This is a genomic window from Burkholderia sp. Bp9090, assembly GCF_003857985.1.
In the GTDB taxonomy this organism is placed as follows: Bacteria; Pseudomonadota; Gammaproteobacteria; order Burkholderiales; family Burkholderiaceae; genus Burkholderia.
On the sequence record NZ_QTPV01000031.1, the window covers coordinates 58,892 to 82,293 of the forward strand.

Here is a 23,402-nt window from a genome sequence, read left to right on the forward strand (position 1 = left end):
CGGCGGACCTGCCGCCCCCGCGCGAGGGTGAGCCGCGTGCAACGGCGGCGCGGGGCCGCCGTGCGGGTTCAATGCCGGGCGATCCGCGGCGAGGTTTTGCTGCTTTCCGTCACCGGGCGTCCGCCTTCCTCATCGTTGCTGCGGGCCCAGAAGAACCGGTCGGGCAGGTACGCGCCCATGCCGGGCCGGAACGCGTCGCGCACGGCCTGGTACAGGTATTCCTGCGCCTCGCGCACCGCCTCGGGCGGCTCCTGGCCATTCGCGAGCAGGGCCGCGATCGCCGCGCCGAGCGTATCGGTGATGCCCATCAACCGGTGCGGCGAGCGATCCCACATGTCCTCGCGAAGCTGGCCTTCCTCGCCGTACAGCGTGTTGACGAGCCGGTGCGAGCCCGTCTCCGACGACAGGATGTACTCGCAGCCCTGCGACAGCAGGTGCGACACGGCCGCGTCGAGATTCGGCGCCTCGGCATCGCCGTCCGGTTGCGCGAGCGCGATCAGCGTCGCGTGGTCGGCGACCAGCAGCGTCGTCTGCGGCGCGAGCAGGTCGGCGATCGATTCGCGCAGGTCGTCGGCGGCGAGCACGTGCTCGTCGTCGAGCGTGAAGTCCGGCGCGAGCACGAGCGGCACGCCGTCGTAGTCGGCGACCACTTCGGCGATCGCGCTCACGACTTCCGCGCGCGTCGCCGCGCCGATCTTGAACGCGGCGACCGGCATGTCCTCGAGCAGCATGCGCGCCTGGGCGGCGACGACATCGGGATCGAGACCGGTCACTTCGTCGCAGGCGGCCGAGTCGCGCACGGTATAGCCCGTCAGGACGGACACGCCGTGGCAGCCCATGCTCGCCAGTGTCATCAGATCGGCTTGGAGGCCGGAGCCGCCGGTGGGATCGGACAGGCCGAAGGTGAGGACGATCGGAGGGGCGTTGCTGGACATGTAAAAATGGGGCAAGAAAAAAACGGGGAAGCGACGGAACTGCGGACGGCGAGGCGAAGTGGGCGTTTGGGCCCTGTGTTGCCCGGCAGGCCGCACTTTCCAGCCATTATGCGGCGGAATCCGGCCCGCACGACGGATTTTTTAGCGCAGCGCAACGTAGTCGCCGTACTCCAGCGCGATTGCTAGGCAGTCCGGCCCCGACACGGTACCATCATGGCTCCCGAATTTACCGACTTTTCCCGACGCGGCTTAAGATGGAATACAAGAGCTGGATGTGCCTGATTTGTGGCTGGATTTATGACGAAGAAGCCGGGCTGCCCGAAGAGGGCATCGCCCCGGGCACGCGCTGGGAAGACGTCCCGATCAACTGGACGTGCCCCGAATGCGGCGCTCGCAAGGAAGACTTCGAGATGGTCCAGATCTGACCGGACCCTTGGCCAACGGACACCCGGCTGCGGCCTCGCGGTTGCCCGGTGCTTGCGCGCCGAGGCCGGCGCGAGCGACTTGACGATGACAGGCGCGCGTGTCCATGACGGCCGATCCGGCGAACGTTCCCCACCCTGACGCATTACCCAACCCGCGCGGCGGGGCCGTGCGCGCGGCCGACGCGTGGCTCGCGGCGGCCGCCGACGCATTCGAGCGTCGCGACGACGCGGCCGCGCCGCTGTCGGCCGCCGCCGCCGTGCTGGCGGAGGCCGGCTGGCTGCCGGCCGCCCGATTCGCGGCGCAACTCGCCGCCGCGGCGCCGCTCGTCGCCGCCGAACCGGCTTGCGCCGCCTGGCGCCTCGCGTTGCGCGATTTCAGCGCGGCGGTCGGGCGCCACAATCTGCGCGAGCTGGCCTGCTCGCCCGTCCTGTTCGACCATTTCCGTGCGCTGCGCGCGCAAGGCTCGGCCGACCTGCACGCGAGCGTGCCGCTCGACGCGCTGGCACTCGTCGGGCGCGCGACGCCGCCGGCGACGCTGCGCGCGTTGCCCGACGCATTCGCGAGCCGCGCGCGGGCCCGTTACGAGCAGGCGCTGCTCGGCGTGCTGCGGGCGCCGCACGGCACGCCGGACGCGGCGCTCGACGAGCTCGACACGATCCTGACCGCGCTGGCCGACGACGCGCCGTACGACTTCTGGCGGCTCGCCGCCGCGTGCCTGCGCGCGCTGCGCGCGAGCGCCGCGCCCGAACTGAAGCGTTTCCTCGCACGGACCAACCTGCTGCTCGGCGAGCACGCGCAGGGCAGGCGCCGCGCGCCGCCGGCGCTCGTGCGCGAGACGGTTGCGTTGCTGTGGCGCGATTTCGCGCTGTTCGGCGCGGCCGCGGAAGACGTCGCGCTCGTCGACGTGCTGCACGACTATGGGCTGACCGTGGACTGGCACGTCGCCGGCACGCCCGCGTCCGAGGCGCTGTGGGAAGCCGGCGCGGCGCAGGCCGAGCATGAGGCGGTCGCGGCGGCGCCCACCCGCATGCTCGGCGTCGTGACCGTCAACGCGCACGCGTATGAGGATTTCCTGCAGACGGCCGACGCGTCGATGGCCGATCTGGCCGTCGATGCGGCCACGGCCGATGCGGGGGCCGCATGGCGCGCGTCCGCGGCCGCCTACCGGGTCGGTACGGCCGCATGCGCGCTCGGGCTCGGTCACGCGGCGCTGCTGGCCGACACGCTCGGGCTCGCGTGGCGCCGTGCCGCACACGGCCTGCCGCTCGCCGACGGCGGGCTCGACGCGCACGGCCGGGCATCCGACCTGCTGCGCGGCGCGCTGCTGAAGATCGCCGCGGGGGTGGCGCCGCCGGACCTGACCGCGGCGTCCGAGGCGCTCGGCGCGGCGCTTGCCCGGAGCTGACGCGCAACGGGGCGCGACCGCCGCGGCAGCCCTTGCCACGCGGGCCGGCAACACGCTGCCGACAGCGCCCGCGCGCGTGTTAGAGTGCCGTGTGATCCGCGCGCGTCGTTGCCAGCGTCGTGCGGCGTTGCTTGTTGATCGCGGCCCGGTCAGGCCGCGGCGTCTTTGCTAAAATTCAAACCATGTCAAAGCCTTCCGATCGCATCAATCTCACCAACCAGTTCCTGATCGCCATGCCGAACATGGCGGATCCGACGTTTTCAGGAACGGTGGTCTATCTTTGCGATCACAGCGAGCGCGGTGCGCTCGGCCTCGTCATCAATCGGCCCACCGACATCGACCTCGAATCGCTGTTCAGCCGCATCGACCTGAAGCTCGACATCGAGCCGCTGCTGCACATTCCCGTGTACTTCGGCGGCCCGGTCCAGACCGAGCGCGGCTTCGTGCTGCACGAGCCGGTCGAGGGCGCGAACTACAACTCGTCCATGTCGGTCGAGGGCGGGCTCGAGATGACGACGTCGAAGGACGTGCTCGAGGCGGTCGCGACGGGCACCGGCCCGAAGCGCTTCCTGCTGACGCTCGGCCATGCCGGGTGGGGCGCCGGGCAGCTCGAGGAAGAAATTTCCCGCAACGGCTGGCTGACGGTCGCCGCCGATCCGCGCATCGTGTTCGACACGCCGGCCGAGGAGCGTTTCGAAGCCGCACTTGGCCTGCTCGGCGTCAGCTCGTCGATGCTGTCCGGCGAAGCAGGGCACGCATGAGTGGCGCGAGCGCGCGCGATGCGACGCTCCTGGCGTTCGATTACGGCGAGAAGCGGATCGGCGTCGCGATCGGCAATGCGCTGACGCGCTCGGCCCGCGCCCTCGTCGTGATTCCCAACCTGAACCGCGAGCACCGCTTCAAGGCGGTCGGCGAACTGCTGGCCGAATGGCGGCCGGACGCGCTCGTCGTCGGCCTGCCGATGCATCCGGACGGCACGCCGCACGACATGACGCAGCAGGCGAAGCGTTTCGGCAACCAGCTGAACGGCCGCTTCGGGCTTCCCGTCACGTGGGTCGACGAACGCTACTCGTCGGTCGAGGCCGAGGCCGGGCTGCGCGAGCGCAACGTGCGCGGGCGCGCACGCGCCGAGATACTCGATGCCGAGGCCGCGCGCGTGATCCTTCAACAGTATCTCGATCAATTGTCCGACCATGAGCACCATTGATGCCGACGCGCTCTACCGCGTCCTGCTCGACCAGATCCGCGACGCATACGGCACGGCCTTCGCCGAGCCGGGCGGCCCGCGGCTCGCCGGCATTCACAGCGGCGGCGCCTGGCTCGCCGAGCGCCTCGCGCGCGATCTCGGCGCGCCGGGATTCGGCGTCGTGAACGTCGCGCTGCATCGCGACGACTACGCGAAGAAGGGGCTGCACAGCCAGGCGAGCCCCACGTCGCTGCCGTTCGAGGTCGACGGCGCGCGCATCGTGCTCGTCGACGACGTGCTGTACACCGGCCGCACCGTGCGCGCCGCGCTCAACGAACTGTTCGACTACGGCCGTCCGGCCGCGGTCGAGCTTGCGGTGCTCGCCGATCGCGGCGGCCGCGAACTGCCGGTCGCCGCGCGTTTCGCGGGCGGCACCCTCGACGTGCCGGCCGATGCGACGCTCGTGCTCGCGCGCGACGAAGCCGCGCAGCTCACGCTGCGCATCGAGGCGCACGGCGCCTGAGCGAACCGCGCAACCGTATCCCGGGCCGCCGGTTCGTACCGCGGCCCGTTTGCATAGTTGGAATCACGCACACCATGACCACCGACACCACTGGCCGCACCGGCAATCCCGCCGCGGCCGCGAGCCCCGAGCGGTTCCGCTACGGTTTCCTGAAGGGCAACCCGCAGCTCACGAAAAACGGCGAGTTGAAACACCTGCTGTCGATCGAGGGCCTGCCGCGCTCGATCGTCAACCACATCCTCGACACGGCCGAGCAGTTCGTCAGCGTGACGGACCGCGAGGTGAAGAAGGTGCCGCTCCTGCGCGGTAAGTCGGTGTTCAACCTGTTCTTCGAGAACTCGACGCGCACGCGCACGACCTTCGAGATCGCCGCGACGCGCCTGTCGGCCGACGTGCTGAACCTGAACATCAACGCGTCGTCGACGAGCAAGGGCGAGTCGCTGCTCGACACGATCAACAACCTGTCGGCGATGCATGCCGACCTGTTCGTCGTGCGCCATGCGTCGAGCGGCGCGCCGTACCTGATCGCCGAGCACTGCGCGCCGCACGTGCACGTGATCAACGCGGGCGACGGCCGGCACGCGCACCCGACGCAGGGCCTGCTCGACATGTACACGATCCGTCACTACAAGCGCGACTTCACGAAGCTGCGCGTGGCGATCGTCGGCGACATCCTGCATTCGCGCGTCGCGCGCTCGGACATCCACGCACTCACCACGCTCGGCGTGCCGGAAGTGCGCGCGATCGGCCCGCGCACGCTGCTGCCGGGCGGCCTCGAGCAGATGGGCGTGAAGGTGTTCCACAACCTCGACGAAGGCCTGAAGGGCGTCGACGTGATCATCATGCTGCGCCTGCAGAACGAGCGGATGAGCGGCGCGCTGCTGCCGTCCGCGCAGGAATATTTCAAGACGTGGGGCCTGACGCCCGAGCGCCTCGCGCTCGCCGCACCCGACGCGATCGTGATGCACCCGGGCCCGATGAACCGCGGCGTCGAGATCGACTCGCAGGTCGCCGACGGCCCGCAGTCGGTGATCCTCAACCAGGTCACGTTCGGCATCGCCGTACGGATGGCGGTGATGGGCATCGTCGCCGGCAACAGCGACTGAGCCCGCTTTCGCGCATCCTTATTCACGCAATCAACGCATTTACAGACAGCGCATGAAGATTCATATCAAAGGCGGCACGCTGATCGACCCGGTCGCCGGCACCGAGCGGCAGGCCGACGTATTCGTCGCGGACGGCAAGATCGCCGCGCTCGCGGCAGCAGGTACGGCGCCGGCCGGTTTCGACGCGGAGAAGACGATCGACGCGTCGGGCCTGATCGTCGCGCCCGGTCTCGTCGACCTGTGCGCGCGGCTGCGCGAGCCCGGCTACGAGCACAAGGCGACGCTCGCGTCCGAGATGGCCGCGGCCGTCGCGGGCGGCGTGACGACCCTCGTGTGCCCGCCGGACACCGACCCCGTGCTCGACGAGCCGGGCCTCGTCGAGATGCTCAAGTTCCGTGCCCGCAACCTGCACCAGGCGAACGTCCATCCGCTCGGCGCGCTCACCGTCGGCCTCAAGGGCGAAGTGATCACCGAGATGGTCGCGCTGACCGAATCGGGCTGCGTCGGCTTCACGCATGCGAACGTGCCGGTGCGCGACACGCAGGTGCTGCTGCGCGCGCTGCAATACGCGAGCACCTACGGCTACACGACGTGGCTGCGGCCGCTCGACGCGTTCATCGGCCGCGGCGGCGTCGCCGCGAGCGGCGCGCTCGCGTCGCGGCTCGGGCTGTCCGGCGTGCCGGTCGCGGCCGAGACGATCGCGCTGCACACGATCTTCGAACTGATGCGCGTGACGGGCGCGCGCGTGCACCTCGCCCGCCTGTCGTCGGCGGCCGGCCTTGCGCTCGTGCGCGCGGCGAAGGCCGAGGGGCTGCCCGTGACGTGCGACGTCGGCGTGAACCACCTGCACCTGATCGACGTCGACATCGGCTACTTCGATTCGCAGTTCCGGCTCGATCCGCCGCTGCGCGGCGAGCGCGATCGCGAAGCGATCCGCGCGGCGCTCGCCGACGGCACGATCGATGCGATCTGCTCCGATCACACGCCGGTCGACGACGACGAGAAGCTGCTGCCGTTCGCCGAAGCGACGCCGGGCGCGACGGGGCTCGAACTGCTGCTGTCGCTCACGGTGAAGTGGGCCGATGAAACGAACACGCCGCTCGCGCAGGCGCTGCGCCGCATCACGGCCGCGCCGGCCGACGTGCTGCAGTTGCCGGCGGGCCGCCTGGCCGAAGGCGGCGCGGCCGACCTGTGCGTGTTCGACCCGCGCGCGCACTGGCGCGTCGAGCCGCGCGTGCTGAAGAGCCAGGGCCACAACTCGCCGTTCCTCGGCTACGAACTGCCGGCCTGCGTGCGTGCGACGCTCGTGGCGGGGCAGGTCGCGTTCGAGCGTCACTGAACCCAGCCGGATCTTCGCCATGACCGCTCTTCGCAAGCTGCGTCTCGTCTTTCACCTGCTGCGCGGCATGGCGATCGTCGCGCTGCGCTTTTCGCATGTCGGCCCCGCGCGGCGCCTCGAACTCACGCGCCGCTGGTCGCTCAAGCTGCTGCGGATCTGCGGGATGCGCCTCGTCGTCCACAACGACGGGGCGCGTCTCGACGCGGGGGCGCTCGTCGTCGGCAACCACGTGTCGTGGCTGGACATCTACACCGTCAACGCGTGGCGGCCGACGCCGTTCGTGTCGAAGGCCGAGGTGCGGCAATGGCCGGTGGTCGGCTGGCTGGCGGAGAAGCTCGACACCGTGTTCCTGCAGCGCGAGAAGCGCACCGAGGCGATGCGGGTCATGCACGAGATGGCCGACCGGTTGCGCAACGGCGGTGTGATGTGTGTGTTTCCGGAGGGCACGACGTCGGACGGGCAGGCGCTGCTGCCGTTCCACGCGAACCTGTTTCAGGCCGCGGTGTCGGCCGGCTGCGCGGTGCAGCCGATCTGCCTCATGTACGAGGACGCGCAGCGGCGGCAGTCGGTCGCGCCGGCGTATACGGGCGAGCTGTCGCTCGGAATGTCGCTCGACATGGTGTTGCGCGGTGGTCCGCTCGTCGCGCACCTGTACGTGTGCGAGCCGATCGCGCCGGGCGGTGATCGGCGCGCGACGTCGGCGGCGGCGCGCGATGCGATCGCGGCCGCGCTCGAGACGCTGCAGGCGAGGGTCGGCAAGCCGTCGCCCGAGTCGCTGGCTGAATTGGCGAAGCATGCGTATCCGGCGACCGAAATCGGCGCCGGCACGGCGGGCGATGCGGCTGCCGAACAGCCGGTGCCTGGGCGCGAAGGGTGATGCTTCATTTCGTCCGCACGCCGCGCGTGCGGGCTACTCGCCGCCCGGCGTGCGGCACGCGTCGCACTGCACCTGCGTGACCGTACGCTGTGCCGGGTCGGCCGTCAGTCGCACGGCCGACAGTTGATTTCCCCATACGCACCCCGAATCGAGCGCGACGAGGTTGTCGCGCAGCATCAGGCCGAGCGCGGCCCAGTGCCCGAACACGACCGTTACGTTTTCGGTGCGGCGCGCCGGTACGTCGAACCACGGCAGGTAGCCCGGTGGCGCGCTGTCGGGGCCGCCGTTCGTCTTGAACTCCATCGCGCCATCGGGCGTGCAGAACCGCAAGCGCGTGAACGCGTTGAACGCGACGCGCATCCGGTCGCGTTTTTTCAGGTTCGGACTCCATTGATTCGGCTCGTTGCCGTACAGGCCTTGAAGCGTGTCGCGCCAGTCGGGGGCGCGCAGTGCGCGCTGGAGTTCGTCCGCGAGTTCGAGCGCGAGCGATGTGTCCCATTGCGGCAGTACGCCCGCGTGCACGAGCAGCATGTCGTTTTCGAAGTGCGCGAACGGGCGGTGGCGGACCCAGTCCAGCAGCGCGTCGGCGTCGGGGGCGTCGAGGATTTCGCCGATCGTGTCGCCCGGGCGTTCGGTGCGGATGCCGGCTGACACCGCCAGCAGATGGAGGTCGTGGTTGCCGAGCACGACGGTCGCGCGCGGGCCGAGGTCGACCAGCGCGCGCAGCGCGGCGAGGGAGTCGGGGCCGCGGTTGACGATGTCGCCGGCGATCCATAGCGGGGTGTCGGCGGGGGCTGAAAGCTTTTCGGACAGCGACTGGAAAGCTGAATGACAGCCTTGGATGTCGCCGATGGCGATGGGGGTGGGGGTCATGAGAGGCGGATCCTCCGGGTTTCCCGGAAAAAAGAAAAGTAATCGGAATTCAGCGTGATTTTTTGGTCGATGTTCTCGGAAATGCGCTTGATTTGGTGGGAAATTCCGTTGCCGGCGAGGGTGCGGAGCGCTGTATCAAGTTGTTAGCAGCATGGCTTTTGCGCCGCGCGGCTCCCTATAATTGTCGTTTTCCCGAACAAAATTAGCATTTCATGACTTTGGCGGACATGTCGACCGGTTAAAATTCGCGGTCTGATCTGGCGACCATCGCCAAGTGCTTCGAATTTTGACGTGGCGACCGCCTGGAGGCGTCCGCCGCGCATTACTACTGAGGGAGTCTCATGATTCTGGTTACGGGCGGCGCGGGCTTTATCGGTGCCAACTTTGTACTCGACTGGCTGCGCGATTCCGACGAGGCCGTGCTCAATGTCGACAAGCTGACCTATGCCGGCAACCTCCGTACGCTGCAGTCACTGGACGGCAATCCGAAACATGTGTTCGCACGCGTCGACATCTGCGATCGTACCGCGCTCGACGCACTGTTCGCCGAGCACAAGCCGCGCGCGGTCCTGCACTTCGCAGCCGAAAGCCACGTCGACCGCTCGATCCACGGCCCGGCCGATTTCGTGCAGACCAACGTCGTTGGCACGTTCACGCTGCTGGAGGCGACCCGCCAATACTGGAACGGCCTGAACGACGCCGACAAGGCGGCGTTCCGGTTCCTGCACGTGTCGACCGACGAGGTGTTCGGCTCGCTGTCGGCGACCGATCCGCAGTTTTCCGAGACGACGCCCTATGCGCCGAACAGCCCCTATTCGGCAACGAAGGCGGGCTCGGACCATCTGGTGCGCGCGTACCATCATACGTACGGCCTGCCGACGCTGACGACGAACTGTTCGAACAACTACGGCCCGTACCAGTTCCCCGAGAAGCTGATCCCGCTGATGATCGCGAATGCGCTCGCCGGCAAGCCGCTGCCCGTGTACGGCGACGGCCAGAACGTGCGCGACTGGCTGTATGTCGGCGACCACTGCAGCGCGATCCGTGAAGTGCTCGCGCGCGGCGTGCCGGGCGAGACGTACAACGTCGGCGGCTGGAACGAGAAGAAGAACCTCGAGGTCGTGCATACGCTGTGCGATCTGCTCGACAAGGCGCGCCCGAAGGCGGCCGGTTCGTATCGCGACCAGATCACCTACGTGACGGATCGCCCGGGCCACGATCGCCGCTATGCGATCGATGCGCGCAAGCTCGAGCGTGAGCTTGGCTGGAAGCCGGCGGAAACGTTTGAGACCGGCCTCGCGAAGACCGTCGACTGGTATCTCGACAATCAGGTCTGGGCCGACGAAGTCGCGTCGGGCGAGTACCGCAAGTGGGTCGAAACCAACTATGCGAAGCGCAGCTGAGGAGAAACACGATGGCACGTAAAGGCATCATCCTGGCGGGCGGTTCGGGCACGCGGCTGTATCCGATCACGCACGTCGTATCGAAGCAGCTGCTGCCGGTGTACGACAAGCCGATGATCTACTACCCGCTGTCGACGCTGATGGTCGCAGGCATTCGCGACGTGCTGATCATCTCGACGCCGCAAGACACGCCGCGCTTCGAGTCGATGCTCGGCGACGGCAGCCAGTGGGGGATGAACATTCAGTATGCGGTGCAGCCGTCGCCCGACGGCCTCGCGCAAGCGTTCATCATCGGCAAGGAATTCGTCGGCAACGATCCGTCGGCGTTGATCCTCGGCGACAACATCTTCTACGGCCACGATCTCGCGAAGCAGCTCGAGCGTGCGCACGCGCAGGAAGCCGGCGCGACGGTGTTCGCGTATCACGTGCACGATCCGGAACGTTATGGCGTCGTCGAGTTCGACAAGTCGTTCCGCGCGCTGTCGATCGAAGAGAAACCGGCGCAGCCGCGTTCGAACTACGCGGTGACCGGCCTGTATTTCTACGACAACCGGGTGTGCGACATCGCGGCCGACATCAAGCCATCGCCGCGCGGCGAGCTGGAAATCACCGACATCAATTCTCGCTATCTCAAGGACGGCGCGCTCAATGTCGAGATCATGGGGCGCGGTTATGCGTGGCTCGATACCGGTACGCATGATTCGCTGATCGAGGCGGCGACGTTCATCGCAACGCTGCAGAAGCGTCAAGGGCTGGTCGTCGCATGCCCGGAGGAAATCGCGTATCGCCGTCATTGGATCGATGCCGAGCAGGTGCTGAAGCTGGCACAGCCGCTCGCCAAGAACGGATACGGGCAGTACCTGAAGAACATTCTCACGGATCAAGTCGCATGGCCATCCAAGTAACGGCAACGGCGCTGCCGGAAGTCAAGATCATCGAGCCGAAGGTATTCGGCGACGCGCGCGGGTATTTCTACGAGAGCTTCAACGGGCATGAGTTCGCCGAGCTCGTCGAAACCGGTATCGAGTTCGTGCAGGACAACCATTCGCGCTCGGCGAAGGGCGTGCTGCGCGGGTTGCATTATCAGATCCAGCACGCTCAGGGCAAACTCGTGCGCGTGGTGGAGGGCGAGGTGTTCGACGTCGCGGTCGACATTCGCAAGAGCTCGCCGAACTTCGGCAAGTGGGTTGGTGTGACGCTGTCGGCGGACAATCATCGCCAGCTGTGGGTGCCGCCCGGCTTCGCGCATGGTTTTGTCGTGCTGTCGGATGCGGCGCAGTTCCTCTACAAGACGACCGACTACTGGTTCCCCGAACACGAGCGCAGCATTGTGTGGAGCGATCCCGAAATCGGCATCCAGTGGCCGATTGATTTCGAGCCACTGCTCGCTGCGAAGGATGCGGCGGGCAAGCGGTTGGGCGAAGCCGAGGTGTACGAATGAAGATCGTCGTAACGGGTGCCAACGGGCAAGTAGGCTGGGAGTTGTCCCGCAGCCTGTCGGTCCTAGGGCAGGTTGTTCCACTGATGCGTCAAGATGCGGACCTCGCGCGCCCGGACACGCTCTCGCGCGCCATCGACAAGTTGATGCCGGATGTGGTTGTCAACGCTGCCGCCTATACCGCAGTCGATGCGGCGGAAACGGACATCGAGACGGCGAACGTGATCAATGCGGAGGCGGTCGGTGAACTGGCCAGCGCAACCAAGCGTATCGGCGGATTGTTTGTCCACTATTCGACAGATTACGTCTTCGACGGAACCAAAACGTCCCCGTATATGGAATCGGACGCTACCTGTCCTGTAAATGCCTACGGCGCAAGTAAGCTGGGCGGAGAACTGGCAGTCGAGCAGGCGGGCGGAGACTGGCTTACCTTTCGCACAACTTGGGTTTTTGCGGCGCGTGGCAAGAATTTTCTTCGAACCATGCTTCGTCTTGCGAAGGAGCGGGAGGAATTGAGCGTGGTTGCCGATCAGTTCGGCGCGCCGACTTGGGCACGCTCGATTGCCGACGGTACTGCGCATGCGTTGGCCGCTGCCATTCGCGAACGCAAGGCCGGGTCATTTGAATCGGGCCTCTATCACATGACGTCCGCAGGTCGGGCTTCATGGCATGACTTTGCCGAGGCTGTTTTTGAGTCGTGGCGTTCACTGCCGGGCGCGTCGCCGCTTGCAGTGAAAACGGTCATGCCGATTCCGTCGAGCGCTTATCCAGTGCCGGCGAAGCGTCCGGCCAACTCGGTGCTGTCGAACGATGCGCTGAGCGCACGCTTTGGCATCGAGCTTCCCGACTGGAGATACGCAGTCGATCTGTGCGTAAGAGATCTGTTCTTCAAATGAAGCAAGAGAGCCCAACCTGTTTCACACGATGTCGATAATCAGCATTTTCGTTACTACTCCGCGAAGTCTCGTAGGCTCGATCGCGCGAAACGCTTCGCTCATCTGGCAGATGACGAAACGGGAAGTCGTCGGGCGCTATCGCGGGTCGGTGCTGGGACTGGCGTGGTCCTTCTTCAATCCGCTGCTGATGCTGGCGGTGTATTCGTTCGTCTTCTCTTTCGTGTTCAAGTCGCGATGGGGGAGCGGAGCCGATCAAGGGCGCGCGCAGTTCGCGATGATGCTGTTCGTAGGGATGACGATTCACGGCTTGTTTGCCGAATGTGTCAACCGGGCGCCGACATTGATCCTGAATAACCCGAGTTATGTGAAGAAGATCGTGTTTCCTCTGGAAATACTGCCGCTTGTCGCGTTGCTGTCCGCGTTCTTTCATACACTCGTCAGCCTTGTCGTCTTGCTTCTCGGTTTCGCGTTATTCAAGCATTTCATTTTTGCGACAGCGTTGTATCTGCCGATCGTTCTTCTGCCGCTGATGCTGATGGCGCTTGGCGTCGCTTGGTTTCTCGCAGCGACCGGCGTGTTCGTCAGGGACGTTGGGCAGATTACCGGTTTGTTCACCATGGTGTTGATGTTTTTGTCGCCGGTGTTTTACCCGGCGTCCGCGTTGCCGGAGAAGTATCGTTTCTGGTTGGAACTCAATCCGCTGACATTGTTTATCGAGCAATCGCGCGGGATACTTCTCGATGGTCGAACGCCGGATTTTTACTCGCTCGGCCTTGCGCTGCTCGGCGGCACGGTGATCGCATGCGCAGGTTTCAAGTATTTTCAGCTGATGCGAAAGGGGTTTGCCGATGTCCTGTGAAACTCCCGCAATCAGCGTCGAGAGTGTCAGCAAGCACTTTCGCGTTTTCGCCAAGCCGGCCGACCGGCTCAAGACCGCTTTGCGTCATCGCATCGGCGGTCTCGCGAAGCTGGTGCCAGCGCGATTCCTTGGTACAGAAGGCCCAGCAGAATTTCATGCACTGCGAAATGTCTCGTTTCATGTGCAAAGAGGCGAGACGATTGGAATCATCGGTCGGAACGGATCGGGAAAATCGACACTGCTCCAAATCATTTGCGGTACGCTGACGCCGTCGAGCGGACGCGTCGCGATCAACGGACGGATTGCCGCACTGCTTGAACTGGGGGCGGGATTCAACCCGGAGTTTACCGGCCGCGAAAACGTCTTCATGAATGCGGCGTTGCTTGGGTTATCGAAAACGCAGATAGAGGAGCGGCTCGACGACATCCTTGCATTTGCTGACATCGGCGATTTCGTAGACCAGCCTGTCAAGACCTATTCAAGCGGCATGTATGTGCGGCTTGCATTTGCGGTTATCGCGCATGTCGATGCGGACGTGCTGGTGATCGATGAGGCACTGGCGGTCGGGGATGCGTTCTTTACGCAAAAGTGCATGCGTTTTCTTCGCGCTTTTATGGAGCGGGGAACGATCTTGTTCGTCAGCCATGATACGAATGCGGTGGTCAATTTATGCACGCGCGTCGTTTGGCTCGACAAGGGTCACGTGAGAGAAATCGGAGCCGCGAAGGATGTGTGCGATTCGTATCTCGAGGCCTTTTACGAGGAACAGCATCGAGTATCTGGGCGGCAGAAGCGTTCGGCCGAACGTAGCTCGGTCGTTCGGACGATATCTGAAGGTGATGTGCGTGATCAGCGCGAACAACTCATCAACGCGTCGAAGTTGCGAAACGACGTCGAACTGTTTCAGTTCAGCCACGACGCAAAAAATTTCGGCCTTGGCGGCGCCCTGATCGAGCATGTTCGTATTGAAGATGAGGCGGGCGCGCCGCTGAATTGGATCGTGGGCGGCGAGATCGTCCGCGTTCATATCAGCGTCAAAGCGCTGCAGGCATTGGAGCGTGCGATTGTCGGATTCATCATCCGCGATCGCCTCGGGCAGAATCTGTTCGGTGACAATACCTATCTCACGACGCTGCAGGAGCCGTTTTCCGTCGCTGTTGGCGAAGTCTTCTCGGTCAAGTTTGTTTTTCGGATGCCTGTATTGCCAGTTGGGGACTACTCGGTGACCGTCGCCGTTGCCGATGGATCGCAAAGCGACCATGTGATCCATCAATGGTTGCACGATGCCGTACTGCTTAAGTCGCATTCGACGAGCGTGAGCACGGGGTTGATCGGGATCCCAATGCATGAAATTGCACTTGAGCGGGAAGAATCAAACAAGATGGAGGCACTGCAATGAAACCCGATCTCCCTGTCACTGCTCCGGACCGATTCGGCGATGTCGCAGTGACGCCTGCATCGGGGCCGGCCCGCGTCGCGACATCACAAGTATCGAAATCCTCGGAGCGGCTGTCGAGCCATGACAACGGGTTCGGGCTGTTGCGTCTCGTGTTTGCAACGATGGTCCTTTGGGACCATGCATTCCCACTTGGTGGATTCGGCTCCGACCCGATGTGGCGTCTGACTCTCGGTCAGGATTCGATGGGCGGGATTTGTGTGTCTGGATTTTTTGCGATCAGCGGCTTCCTTATCGCCAAGAGTGGCATGAGGGCAGATCTATTGCAGTTCGCATGGCGCAGATGCGTGCGAATCTTTCCAGCCTATTGGGCGGTGCTAGTGGTGACTGCGTTCGGTGTCGGCCCCGTGCTCCATTACTTGCAGGCGGGAACGCTGGACGGGTATTGGAATTCGAACATCGGTGGACCCCTCGGATATCTCGTGAACAATTGGCAACTTACGATTGGTCAATACGGGATAAACAATCTGCTTCGTGATACCACGCCCTATGGCCGCTCGATTTCCGAAAGCGTGTTCAACGGATCGATCTGGACGCTGATCTACGAGGCGAAATGTTACGTGATGGTCGGTATTTTTGCCGTGTTCGGGCTGCTGACGGAGCATCGAAGAGTGCTGCTTGCCGCGACGTTCATTGCATGGCTCATGCTTGCTATTCAGACCGTGAATCCGGCATTTTCCGCGCAGCTTGTTCCATGGGCGAGCGATCGTCACCTCATACAGTATGGAACTATTTTTCTGATCGGATCGACTGCGGCTGCGTATTCGAAATCCTTGCCGATCACCGACAAACTGGGCATGTTTTCGATCGTCGTCTACCTCGTTTCCTTGTTCAAGGGCGGTTATCTGCTGCTTGGCTATCCGGCAATGGTGTACGCGATCCTCTGGCTCGCATGCCGTTTGCCACTGTGGGCACGCAGGATAGGCTCCAAGAACGACTACTCGTATGGAATTTACGTTTTTGGATTCCTTGTGCAGCAATTGCTGGCCTACGCGGGTGTTTACAAGTATGGATTCGTTTTATATCTGACTGCCTCCGTTTTCTTTACATGCATCTGCGCATGGCTCAGTTGGCATTTGATCGAGAAGCGTGCCCTTGAACTGAAAGATTGGGGGCCCGGGCGCGGTTGGAAGAATTGTTGGGGTAAGTCGATTTTGAAGAAAGAGGGAGTGTGATGAGCGACGTGAACGCAAGCTTGATCGACGGGAAAAAAGTTCTCGTAACGGGGGGGGCGGGTTTTATCGGCTGTGCGATATCGAAACGTCTTGCGCCGCGTGCAGGCCGCTATGTTGTAATGGACAACCTGCATCCGCAGATTCACGAGCGTGCGGTTCGGCCCGATGCACTCGATGAAAAGGCAGAGCTCTTCGTCGCAGACGTTACGGAGGCCGAAGCTTGGGATGCGCTGTTGCCCGATTTCCAGCCTGACATTGTTATCCATCTTGCAGCCGAAACCGGGACCGGGCAGTCATTGACGGAAGCGAGCCGGCATTCGCTCGTCAATGTCGTTGGTACGACGCGACTTACGGATGCGCTCGTCAAGCACGGCGTCGCCGTCGAGCATATCTTGCTGACCAGCAGCCGCGCGATCTATGGCGAAGGTGCTTGGAGGAAGGATGACGGGACGGTGGTCTATCCCGGTCAGCGCGGACGTGCACAGCTTGAGGCGGCGCAGTGGGATTTCCCGGGGATGACGATGTTGCCCTCCCGCGCAGATCGAACTGAGCCGAGACCGACGAGCGTCTATGGTGGGACGAAACTTGCGCAGGAACATGTTCTGAGCGCGTGGGCGCTTGCGACCAAGACACCGTTGTCGATTCTACGTTTGCAAAACGTCTATGGCCCCGGTCAGTCGTTGACTAATTCCTATACGGGGATAGTCGCACTCTTTTCCCGCCTTGCGCGTGAAAAAAAGGTCATTCCGTTGTACGAAGACGGTAATGTGACGCGCGACTTCGTAAGCATCGACGATGTCGCAGATGCTATCGTCGCGACGCTGATGCGTGAATCGGCGCCGTTGTCCGTTTTTGATATCGGCTCAGGTCAGGCAACGAGCATCCTGGAGATGGCTCGTATCATCGCCAATCACTACGGTGCGCCTGCTCCCCAGGTGAACGGTGCATTTCGCGACGGCGACGTGAGACACGCGGCCTGTGATTTGAGTGAGTCGCTGGCGAACCTCGCGTGGAAACCTCAGTGGTCGTTGGAGCGAGGGATCAGCGAATTGCAGACTTGGATTGCGCGAGAGCTCGATCGAAAGAACTAGTTATACAACAGAGGTTACCAGTGCCACTGCACGACACGACAATCACCGGTCCCGCATCATTGCGGATTCAATCGGTTCTGTACAACAACAGTCAAGAACATATTGACGTTGCGCTTGAAAGTATCGCGCGCGCCGCAGATCTCGCGATTGCGTCCGGTGCATTGTCATCGGTGGAAGTCGCGCTTGGCGATTGTTCGCCGGAGCCCGTCTTCACGCCTGAAGAGATCGAGAGCCGGGCGGCGAAACTTCGTCCGCAAGGTATCGCTCGGATCCAGTACACGTTTTTCGACGCCAATCTTGGGTCGGCAGCCGGGCAGAATCGGCTGCTCGCCGATCTGCATACGGATCTCGTGCTGATTCTGAATCCCGATACGGTAGTGGCGCCTAATATTTTTGGCGAACTGGTTCGTCCGATGCGCAAGCACGGCGTGGCTATCGTCGAAGCAAGGCAGGTGCCGATCGAGCATCCCAAGGACTACGATCAGGTTACTGGTGAGACGAGCTGGGCAACGACCGCCTGCGCTCTTGTTTCGGCTGCCGTAGCCAAAGAGGTGAACGGTTTCGATTCCGACGCGTTCTTTCTATATTGCGACGACGTGGATTTCTCGTGGCGAGTTCGTCTAGCGGGTTACAAAGTGGTATTCCAGCCGTCGGCTGCGCTGTTCCACGACAAGCGCTTGTCGACGGCCGGCAAGTGGATCGTGGGTGGAGCTGAGGAGTATTACTCCGCTGAAGCCGCGATGATCCTTGCGCATAAGTTCTCGAACGGTGCGTTGGCGGACCGTATCGAGCGCCAGTTGCTCGCGTGCGGTAGCGAAGTCGAGAAAAAGGCAGCAAGAAAATATCGTGAACTGAAGGATGCAGGCAAATTGCCGGCTCAGCTCGACCGAGAGCATCGGGTAGCTCAATTCATCGACGGCTTCTACGCGAAACATCGCTTCTAAACTATGAATTCAGCGACCTATCAATTTCAATATCACGAATATTCGATTTACAGCAACGTCGTCGCGCTGGTCCAGGAATTCGGCACCGGTAGTGGCGTACACCTGGATATCGGCTGCGGATATGGTGCGGTTGCGGAACCGATTCGCGACCTCGGACTCACCTACATCGGTTTCGATGCGGATCCGGATGCGCTCCAGAACCTCGAATCGCGGGGCTTCGAAACGAGGCGAATCGACCTTCATCATCTCGACGGTGTATTCGCCGAAATCGATGGAGTGCTCAAAGGCCGCCAAGTCGCGTCGATATCGATTATCGATACGCTTGAGCATATAACCAACGGACTGGCGTTGCTGGACCGCTTGCGCGAATTTGCCGCACAGCGTTCGATATTGCTCGTGATCAGCGTGCCGAACGGTGGCCATCGGGATCTCGGAGCTAAACTGCTGACCGGGCACTGGGACTATACCGAAGTCGGCCTGCTTGATCATACGCACGTCATTCACCACACCGACAGATTGCTTGGGGCAATGACGAAGCGGGCAGGGTGGCACCAAGTGGGCGCACGCGACTATGATCTTGAGTCGAGCGACCAGGCATTCCCGTACGCACATCCGCTATTGACCGGAAAGACTTTCGCGTCGCGCTATCTGTGGCAGATCCGTAGTGCCTCGGACGAGTTCGGGGTAGTCAATGAGCTAGTGCGTGCTTATTTACCGGGAGCTCGTCAGGATACGCCTCTGCTCGCGGATCCCAAGCAAAGCCGTCCATTTTTGTCGATTATTACTCGCACGCAGGGCAAGCGCCTGGGTAATCTACGCGATACCTTGCTTTGTTTGACTGCACAGACTTGCCAGGATTTTGAAGTACTTGTCGTTGCGCACAAGCCTGAAGAGAAACAGTATTACGCGGTGAAGCGTGTCGCGGAAGATCTGCCTGAGTACATCCGGAATCGCGTTCGCGTAATTCGTTGTGATCGGGGCGGACGTACCGCGCCGTTGAACGACGGCTTTGCCGCCGCCATGGGGCACTATGTTGCGATCCTGGACGACGATGAAATAGTGTTTGCGCACTGGGTCGAGACATTCAAGAAGTTGAGCGAGAAGGCAGCGGGCTGCGTATTGCGCGCAACAGCCGCAGAGCAGGACATTGTGTCGACCGGCATCAGGCCGGATGGCGCGCTCGGCTATCGAACTATTTCTGCAATCACGACGCCGTACCCGTCGCACTTCGACTTTTTCGAACATCTGTCGCAGAACTATTCTCCGCCTCTTTCCCTTGCGTTTCCTCGCGCTGCCTTCCAAGAGATGGGCATTCGATTTGATGAGTCGCTCGATACGGCGGAGGACTGGGATTTCGAAATGCGTGTTGCATTTGTCTGTGGCGTCGAGAGTAGCCCGGAGATCACCGGTATTTATCGAAAATGGCGTTCTGGAGAATCGTCGTTCTCGGTTCATTCGCAAGCTGAGTGGCAGCGTGATTACGCGAAAATCGTTGCGAAGCACAACGATCAGTATCATGTTTTCCCTCCTGGGACTATCAAGCTCATTGTCGATCAGCGAAATTGGATCAAAAAACTTGAGAGTGACATCGCCGTGCTCCAGGGGGCTGCCAAGCTGGATGCGTTACGTCGATTTTTCATCAAGCATCCGCGCTTGTACCGAATCGTTCGGAAGACGTATGACAGTTCGAGGATCGTCGCTAGAAGAATTGTTAGGCGATTGGGGTGATGCCGCGATGTTGACGATGGATGTCGTCGATCACGAAGACAGGATGAGAAATGCGATTTGACATATCCGTCGTGGTATATCGTGAGGCGGAAGCAATCGTTGCCGACCTACTGGACAGTCTCGCTGCTCAAAAGTCTTGCGCAGGTATCGAAATCCGTCTCTGGCTTCGCAACAACGATCCCGCCGATGCGGCAAGGTGGGATCGGTTTGCCTGCAATTGCGGCCGCTATCCGTTTGAAATATCGATCGTACATTCACAACAGAATGTAGGGTTCGGTGCTGCGCACAATGCCACGTTTGAATTGGCGGCCGCGCCTTTTTTCTTCGTGTTGAATCCGGACATACGTTTGCATTCAAACGCGATGACGGAGTTGCAAACGGCTATTATCGGCTCGCCCGACAACATCGGTGCGTGGGAGTTGCGGCAAGTTCCGTACGAGCACCCCAAGCTTTACGACCCCGTTACACTTCGGACCGATTGGGTGACCGGCGCAGCAGTCGTGTTCAGGCGGGCCGCGTTTGCACAAGCAGCCGGATTCGAGCCACGAATCTTCATGTATGGTGAAGACGTCGACCTGTCCTGGCGATTGCGAGCCGCGGGATGGGGGTTACGGTATGAACCGCGTGCGATCGTCATACACGATAGTTACTCGAAGCCGAGGGAAGTCAAGCCGCTCCAGATCACCGGCGGCGTGCTAGCTTCGTTGCAACTGCGTACTCGCTTTGGATTCTGGGGCGACGTGTTGCGAGGCTATGGATGTTGGCTCCTGGAATTCGCGCGACCCCAGCGCTTTCCGTCTGCGAGGCGCCAGCATGTATCAACCCTGATCCGATACATGGAAACCGCAGCCTATTTCCGGCGCACGGGAGCTCGCTATCGGGACGCGGGTTTTCGTCCGGATTTTCGTTTCTGGGGTTATGGCGAGCGCCGTGATGGAGCATTTTTTGCGTTTGCTACCAAGGAACTCGATGCTGATGTAGTGCCGCTGGTTTCGATTGTCGTACGCACCCATCGCCGTCCGGCATTGCTACGCGAAGCGCTTATGTCCCTGTCGCATCAGACTTATCCGCGCATCGAGGTCGTCGTTGTGGAGGACGGGCCGGCAGATAGCCGTGATATGGTCGACACCGAGTTTTCCGGTCGCCTCAACGTGCGTTATGAAGCGACCGGTGTGCCGGTTGGCCGGAGCGCGGCCGGAAATCTCGGCTTGTCGATCGCGCGCGGAGAATGGATCGGATTCCTCGACGACGACGATCAGTTTTATGCAGACCATGTCGAGACGTTGATGCAGGTCGCAAAAGATGGTTCAAACCGCGTCGTCTACAGTGCTTCGCATGAAGTGCCGACGGAGATTTTGGAGCTCACTGCCGACTCGGTAACGTATCGCGAAGGTCCGGTTGCGCTGAAATATCGCGAATATTCGCGCTTAGTGCTTTGGCAGGAGAATCTTGCTCCTATTCAAGCCGTTCTGTTTCATCGTAGCTTGTATGACGAATTTGGCGGGTTCGACGAAGATCTCGACCAACTCGAAGACTGGGTGCTGTGGGTGCGCTATTCGTGTGCGACGGATTTCTCGTCAGTTATGCGAGTCACATCGCGTTACAGAGTACCGATGTCGAGCAAGGTCGCGCTTGCCCGTCAGGCGAAGTTGCACGAAGCTTATGTTTTGGCCCTGGAGCGGCAACGCGCGATGCGCGTGACGCTCAGCCCGTTCGAAGTTGTAGCGATGGGGGAGGAGCAGGCGCGCCGAATGGCTGTCGTTCATATCTCACGTCAGGCGGTACGGAAAGAGCTGGCGCGGGTGCCGTTCATGCGTTCCCTGCTATCGACCCAGGCTGGATGGCGCCGCCGCATCAAGGCGCTGTATCGGCGGATACAGCCTCGGCTCTAAAGCGGCTGGCAGGTTGAATCAAAAGTGTTTATCGGATACAGGCTTATCAACGGGTGCATCAATCCCAATCAAACTATCTGACGGTGTCGATCGTTGTCTACAGACCGAATCTGGGGCAATTGGAGGGGACACTCACAAGTCTGCTCGACGCTCTCGAGCGCATCGATGCTGTGCGCCCGGGCGCTGCGACGGCGCTATATCTTGTTGACAACGGCGATGGGCCGAAATCACTGCCAGCAATCGATGCATTGCGTTCGCACAATGTCTGCTGTACCCACATCGGAGGACATGGCAACGTCGGATACGGTCGCGGCCACAATCTTGCTATTGAACAAGCAGCGAGCTCCTACCACTTGATTCTGAATCCCGATATCGACTTGGACGGGGATTCCCTTGTGGCAGCATTCGACTTCCTCAACGCACATTCCGACGTTGGCCTCGTTACACCGCAAATCGACGATGAGCGTGGGGATATGCAATACCTCTGCAGACGTTACCCCGCGCTGCTTGATCTGTTTACTCGGGGCTTTCTGCCCCAAGCCCTCCGGAGGCCTTTCCGACGACGCCTCGCCCACTACGAAATGCGCGACGTGATCAACGATCACGACATCGTCTGGGATCCACCCATCGTCAGCGGCTGCTTCATGCTGTTCCGCACGGAAGTGCTGAAGAAACTGGGCGGTTTCGACCCGCGCTATTTCCTCTACTTCGAGGACTACGATCTCAGCCTGCGCACGCACGATGTCGCGCGCGTCGCGTATGTGCCGTCGGTCCGCGTGATCCATCACGGCGGTGGCGCGTCCCGCAAGGGCTTCGCACACATCCGCATGTTCGCGGCATCCGCGTTCAAGTTCTACAACCGTTTCGGCTGGAGGCTGTGGTGAGTCATCTCGTCGTGACCGGTGCGAACGGCTTCGTCGGCCGTGCGGTCTGCCGCCGCGCGCTGGAGGCCGGACATACCGTGACCGCCCTGGTGAGGCGTCCGGGCGCAACTATCGAAGGCGTGCGTGAATGGGTGCACGACGCAGCCGATTTCGATGGCCTCGACGAGGGATGGCCAGCGGATCTTGCCGCCGACTGCGTCATTCATCTCGCGGCACGCGTGCACGTGATGCGCGACGAGTCGCCAGACCCCGACGCCGCATTCGACGCGACCAACGTCGCCGGTACCTTGCGTCTCGCTAAAGCTGCGCGCCAGCATGGCGTGCGCCGCATCGTTTACGCGAGCAGCATCAAGGCGGTCGGCGAGAGCGATGGCGGGGTGCCGCTGTCGGAAGCGGTGAGTCCCGACCCGCAGGATGCCTACGGCCGCTCGAAGCTGCGCGCGGAGCGGCAGCTGGCACAGTTCGGTGCGGCGAACGGGCTCGACGTCGTGGTCGTGCGCCCGCCGCTCGTCTACGGTCCGACCGTCCGCGCCAACTTCCTGCGCATGATGGACGCGGTTGCGCGCGGGATGCCGCTGCCGCTCGGTTCCATCCCGGCACGCCGCAGCATCGTCTACGTCGACAACCTGGCCGACGCACTGCTGCGATGCGCGATCGATCCGCGCGCGGCCGGAGAATGCTTCCACGTCGCCGACGACGACGCACCGTCGGTCACGGGCCTGTTGCGCCTGGTCGGCGATGCGCTTGGCAAGCCGGCGCGCCTGATCGCTGTCCCTTCCTCCGTGCTGCGGGCGCTCGGCGCACTGACCGGCCGCCGCGCGGCGATCGACCGTCTGACCGGCAGCCTCCAGCTCGATACGGGCCGGATCACGCGCGTGCTCGACTGGCATCCGCCTTATACGACAAGACAAGGCCTCGAAGCGACGGCCGCATGGTATCGTTCGCGCAACACACAACAATAATCGC

Annotated in this window: 23 protein-coding genes; 21 read left to right on the forward strand and 2 right to left on the reverse strand. The window is 62.5% G+C overall.

What is annotated here, in order from left to right; translation table 11 throughout:
* Positions 1 to 68 precede the first annotated feature (68 nt).
* Entirely contained in the window at positions 69 to 935 is an 867-nt protein-coding gene (locus tag DIE16_RS24800) for a hydroxymethylpyrimidine/phosphomethylpyrimidine kinase (RefSeq protein WP_044846297.1), read from the reverse strand.
* 254 nt (positions 936 to 1,189) lie between these two features.
* Here DIE16_RS24800 and DIE16_RS24805 point away from each other — a divergent pair, with 254 nt between their 5' ends.
* The 8 genes from DIE16_RS24805 (at position 1,190) to DIE16_RS24840 (ending at position 7,797) form a co-directional block, all read left to right on the forward strand.
* Positions 1,190 to 1,360 carry a rubredoxin gene (locus tag DIE16_RS24805; RefSeq protein WP_004186709.1) on the forward strand — a complete coding sequence of 57 codons (171 nt, stop codon included), beginning with the start codon at positions 1,190 to 1,192 and terminating at the stop codon, positions 1,358 to 1,360.
* 104 nt (positions 1,361 to 1,464) lie between these two features.
* Positions 1,465 to 2,766, forward strand: coding sequence for a hypothetical protein (locus tag DIE16_RS24810; protein ID WP_124893588.1), 1,302 nt, complete (start codon positions 1,465 to 1,467; stop codon positions 2,764 to 2,766).
* 182 nt (positions 2,767 to 2,948) lie between these two features.
* Positions 2,949 to 3,527: a YqgE/AlgH family protein gene (locus DIE16_RS24815; RefSeq protein ID WP_044846295.1), complete on the forward strand. Its 579-nt coding sequence runs from the start codon at positions 2,949 to 2,951 to the stop codon at positions 3,525 to 3,527.
* Positions 3,524 to 3,973, forward strand: coding sequence for a Holliday junction resolvase RuvX (gene ruvX, locus DIE16_RS24820; RefSeq protein WP_124488742.1), 450 nt, complete (start codon positions 3,524 to 3,526; stop codon positions 3,971 to 3,973). The genes DIE16_RS24815 and ruvX overlap by 4 nt, the downstream gene beginning before the upstream one ends.
* On the forward strand, positions 3,960 to 4,475 hold the full coding sequence (gene pyrR, locus DIE16_RS24825) for a bifunctional pyr operon transcriptional regulator/uracil phosphoribosyltransferase PyrR (protein ID WP_059538920.1): 516 nt from the start codon (positions 3,960 to 3,962) through the stop codon (positions 4,473 to 4,475). The genes ruvX and pyrR overlap by 14 nt, the downstream gene beginning before the upstream one ends.
* A 74-nt stretch (positions 4,476 to 4,549) precedes the next feature.
* Positions 4,550 to 5,581, forward strand: a complete 1,032-nt coding sequence (locus DIE16_RS24830; RefSeq protein WP_044846292.1) for an aspartate carbamoyltransferase catalytic subunit — start codon at positions 4,550 to 4,552, stop codon at positions 5,579 to 5,581.
* A 52-nt stretch (positions 5,582 to 5,633) separates the two neighbouring features.
* Complete coding sequence (locus tag DIE16_RS24835; protein ID WP_124488743.1) at positions 5,634 to 6,920, forward strand: dihydroorotase; 1,287 nt, start codon at positions 5,634 to 5,636, stop codon at positions 6,918 to 6,920.
* 19 nt (positions 6,921 to 6,939) lie between these two features.
* The gene (locus tag DIE16_RS24840; RefSeq protein ID WP_124893589.1) at positions 6,940 to 7,797 is read left to right on the forward strand and encodes a 1-acyl-sn-glycerol-3-phosphate acyltransferase; all 858 of its coding nucleotides are present in this window, start codon (positions 6,940 to 6,942) and stop codon (positions 7,795 to 7,797) included.
* Between the two features lie 33 nt (positions 7,798 to 7,830).
* Here DIE16_RS24840 and DIE16_RS24845 read toward each other — a convergent pair whose 3' ends face one another.
* The gene (locus tag DIE16_RS24845; RefSeq protein WP_124893590.1) at positions 7,831 to 8,670 is read right to left on the reverse strand and encodes a symmetrical bis(5'-nucleosyl)-tetraphosphatase; all 840 of its coding nucleotides are present in this window, start codon (positions 8,668 to 8,670) and stop codon (positions 7,831 to 7,833) included.
* 341 nt (positions 8,671 to 9,011) lie between these two features.
* Here DIE16_RS24845 and rfbB point away from each other — a divergent pair, with 341 nt between their 5' ends.
* From rfbB to DIE16_RS24910, 13 genes are all read left to right on the forward strand, one after another.
* Positions 9,012 to 10,073 (forward strand): dTDP-glucose 4,6-dehydratase, encoded by a 1,062-nt coding sequence (rfbB, locus tag DIE16_RS24850; RefSeq protein ID WP_124893591.1) that lies wholly within the window; start codon positions 9,012 to 9,014, stop codon positions 10,071 to 10,073.
* Positions 10,074 to 10,084: 11 nt separating this feature from the next.
* Entirely contained in the window at positions 10,085 to 10,978 is an 894-nt protein-coding gene (rfbA, locus tag DIE16_RS24855) for a glucose-1-phosphate thymidylyltransferase RfbA (RefSeq protein WP_124893592.1), read from the forward strand.
* Positions 10,963 to 11,514 (forward strand): dTDP-4-dehydrorhamnose 3,5-epimerase, encoded by a 552-nt coding sequence (rfbC, locus tag DIE16_RS24860; RefSeq protein ID WP_124571685.1) that lies wholly within the window; start codon positions 10,963 to 10,965, stop codon positions 11,512 to 11,514. Before rfbA ends, rfbC begins: the two co-directional genes overlap by 16 nt.
* The gene (gene rfbD, locus DIE16_RS24865; RefSeq protein ID WP_124893593.1) at positions 11,511 to 12,407 is read left to right on the forward strand and encodes a dTDP-4-dehydrorhamnose reductase; all 897 of its coding nucleotides are present in this window, start codon (positions 11,511 to 11,513) and stop codon (positions 12,405 to 12,407) included. The genes rfbC and rfbD overlap by 4 nt, the downstream gene beginning before the upstream one ends.
* 28 nt (positions 12,408 to 12,435) lie before the next feature.
* Complete coding sequence (locus tag DIE16_RS24870) at positions 12,436 to 13,266, forward strand: ABC transporter permease (RefSeq protein WP_124893594.1); 831 nt, start codon at positions 12,436 to 12,438, stop codon at positions 13,264 to 13,266.
* Positions 13,256 to 14,665: an ABC transporter ATP-binding protein gene (locus tag DIE16_RS24875; protein ID WP_124893595.1), complete on the forward strand. Its 1,410-nt coding sequence runs from the start codon at positions 13,256 to 13,258 to the stop codon at positions 14,663 to 14,665. Before DIE16_RS24870 ends, DIE16_RS24875 begins: the two co-directional genes overlap by 11 nt.
* Entirely contained in the window at positions 14,662 to 15,897 is a 1,236-nt protein-coding gene (locus tag DIE16_RS24880; protein WP_124893596.1) for an acyltransferase, read from the forward strand. Before DIE16_RS24875 ends, DIE16_RS24880 begins: the two co-directional genes overlap by 4 nt.
* A complete protein-coding gene (wbiB, locus tag DIE16_RS24885; protein WP_124893597.1) occupies positions 15,897 to 16,988 on the forward strand; it encodes a dTDP-L-rhamnose 4-epimerase in 1,092 nt (363 codons plus the stop codon). The genes DIE16_RS24880 and wbiB overlap by 1 nt, the downstream gene beginning before the upstream one ends.
* A 20-nt stretch (positions 16,989 to 17,008) precedes the next feature.
* On the forward strand, positions 17,009 to 17,932 hold the full coding sequence (locus tag DIE16_RS24890) for a glycosyltransferase (protein ID WP_124893598.1): 924 nt from the start codon (positions 17,009 to 17,011) through the stop codon (positions 17,930 to 17,932).
* Positions 17,933 to 17,935: 3 nt separating this feature from the next.
* Entirely contained in the window at positions 17,936 to 19,660 is a 1,725-nt protein-coding gene (locus DIE16_RS24895; protein ID WP_124893599.1) for a methyltransferase domain-containing protein, read from the forward strand.
* A gap of 50 nt (positions 19,661 to 19,710) precedes the next feature.
* A complete protein-coding gene (locus tag DIE16_RS24900; RefSeq protein WP_124893600.1) occupies positions 19,711 to 21,552 on the forward strand; it encodes a glycosyltransferase in 1,842 nt (613 codons plus the stop codon).
* An 83-nt stretch (positions 21,553 to 21,635) separates the two neighbouring features.
* Positions 21,636 to 22,436, forward strand: a complete 801-nt coding sequence (locus DIE16_RS24905; RefSeq protein ID WP_185735514.1) for a glycosyltransferase family 2 protein — start codon at positions 21,636 to 21,638, stop codon at positions 22,434 to 22,436.
* Complete coding sequence (locus DIE16_RS24910; RefSeq protein ID WP_124893602.1) at positions 22,433 to 23,398, forward strand: SDR family oxidoreductase; 966 nt, start codon at positions 22,433 to 22,435, stop codon at positions 23,396 to 23,398. Before DIE16_RS24905 ends, DIE16_RS24910 begins: the two co-directional genes overlap by 4 nt.
* The last annotated feature ends 4 nt before the right edge of the window (positions 23,399 to 23,402 follow it).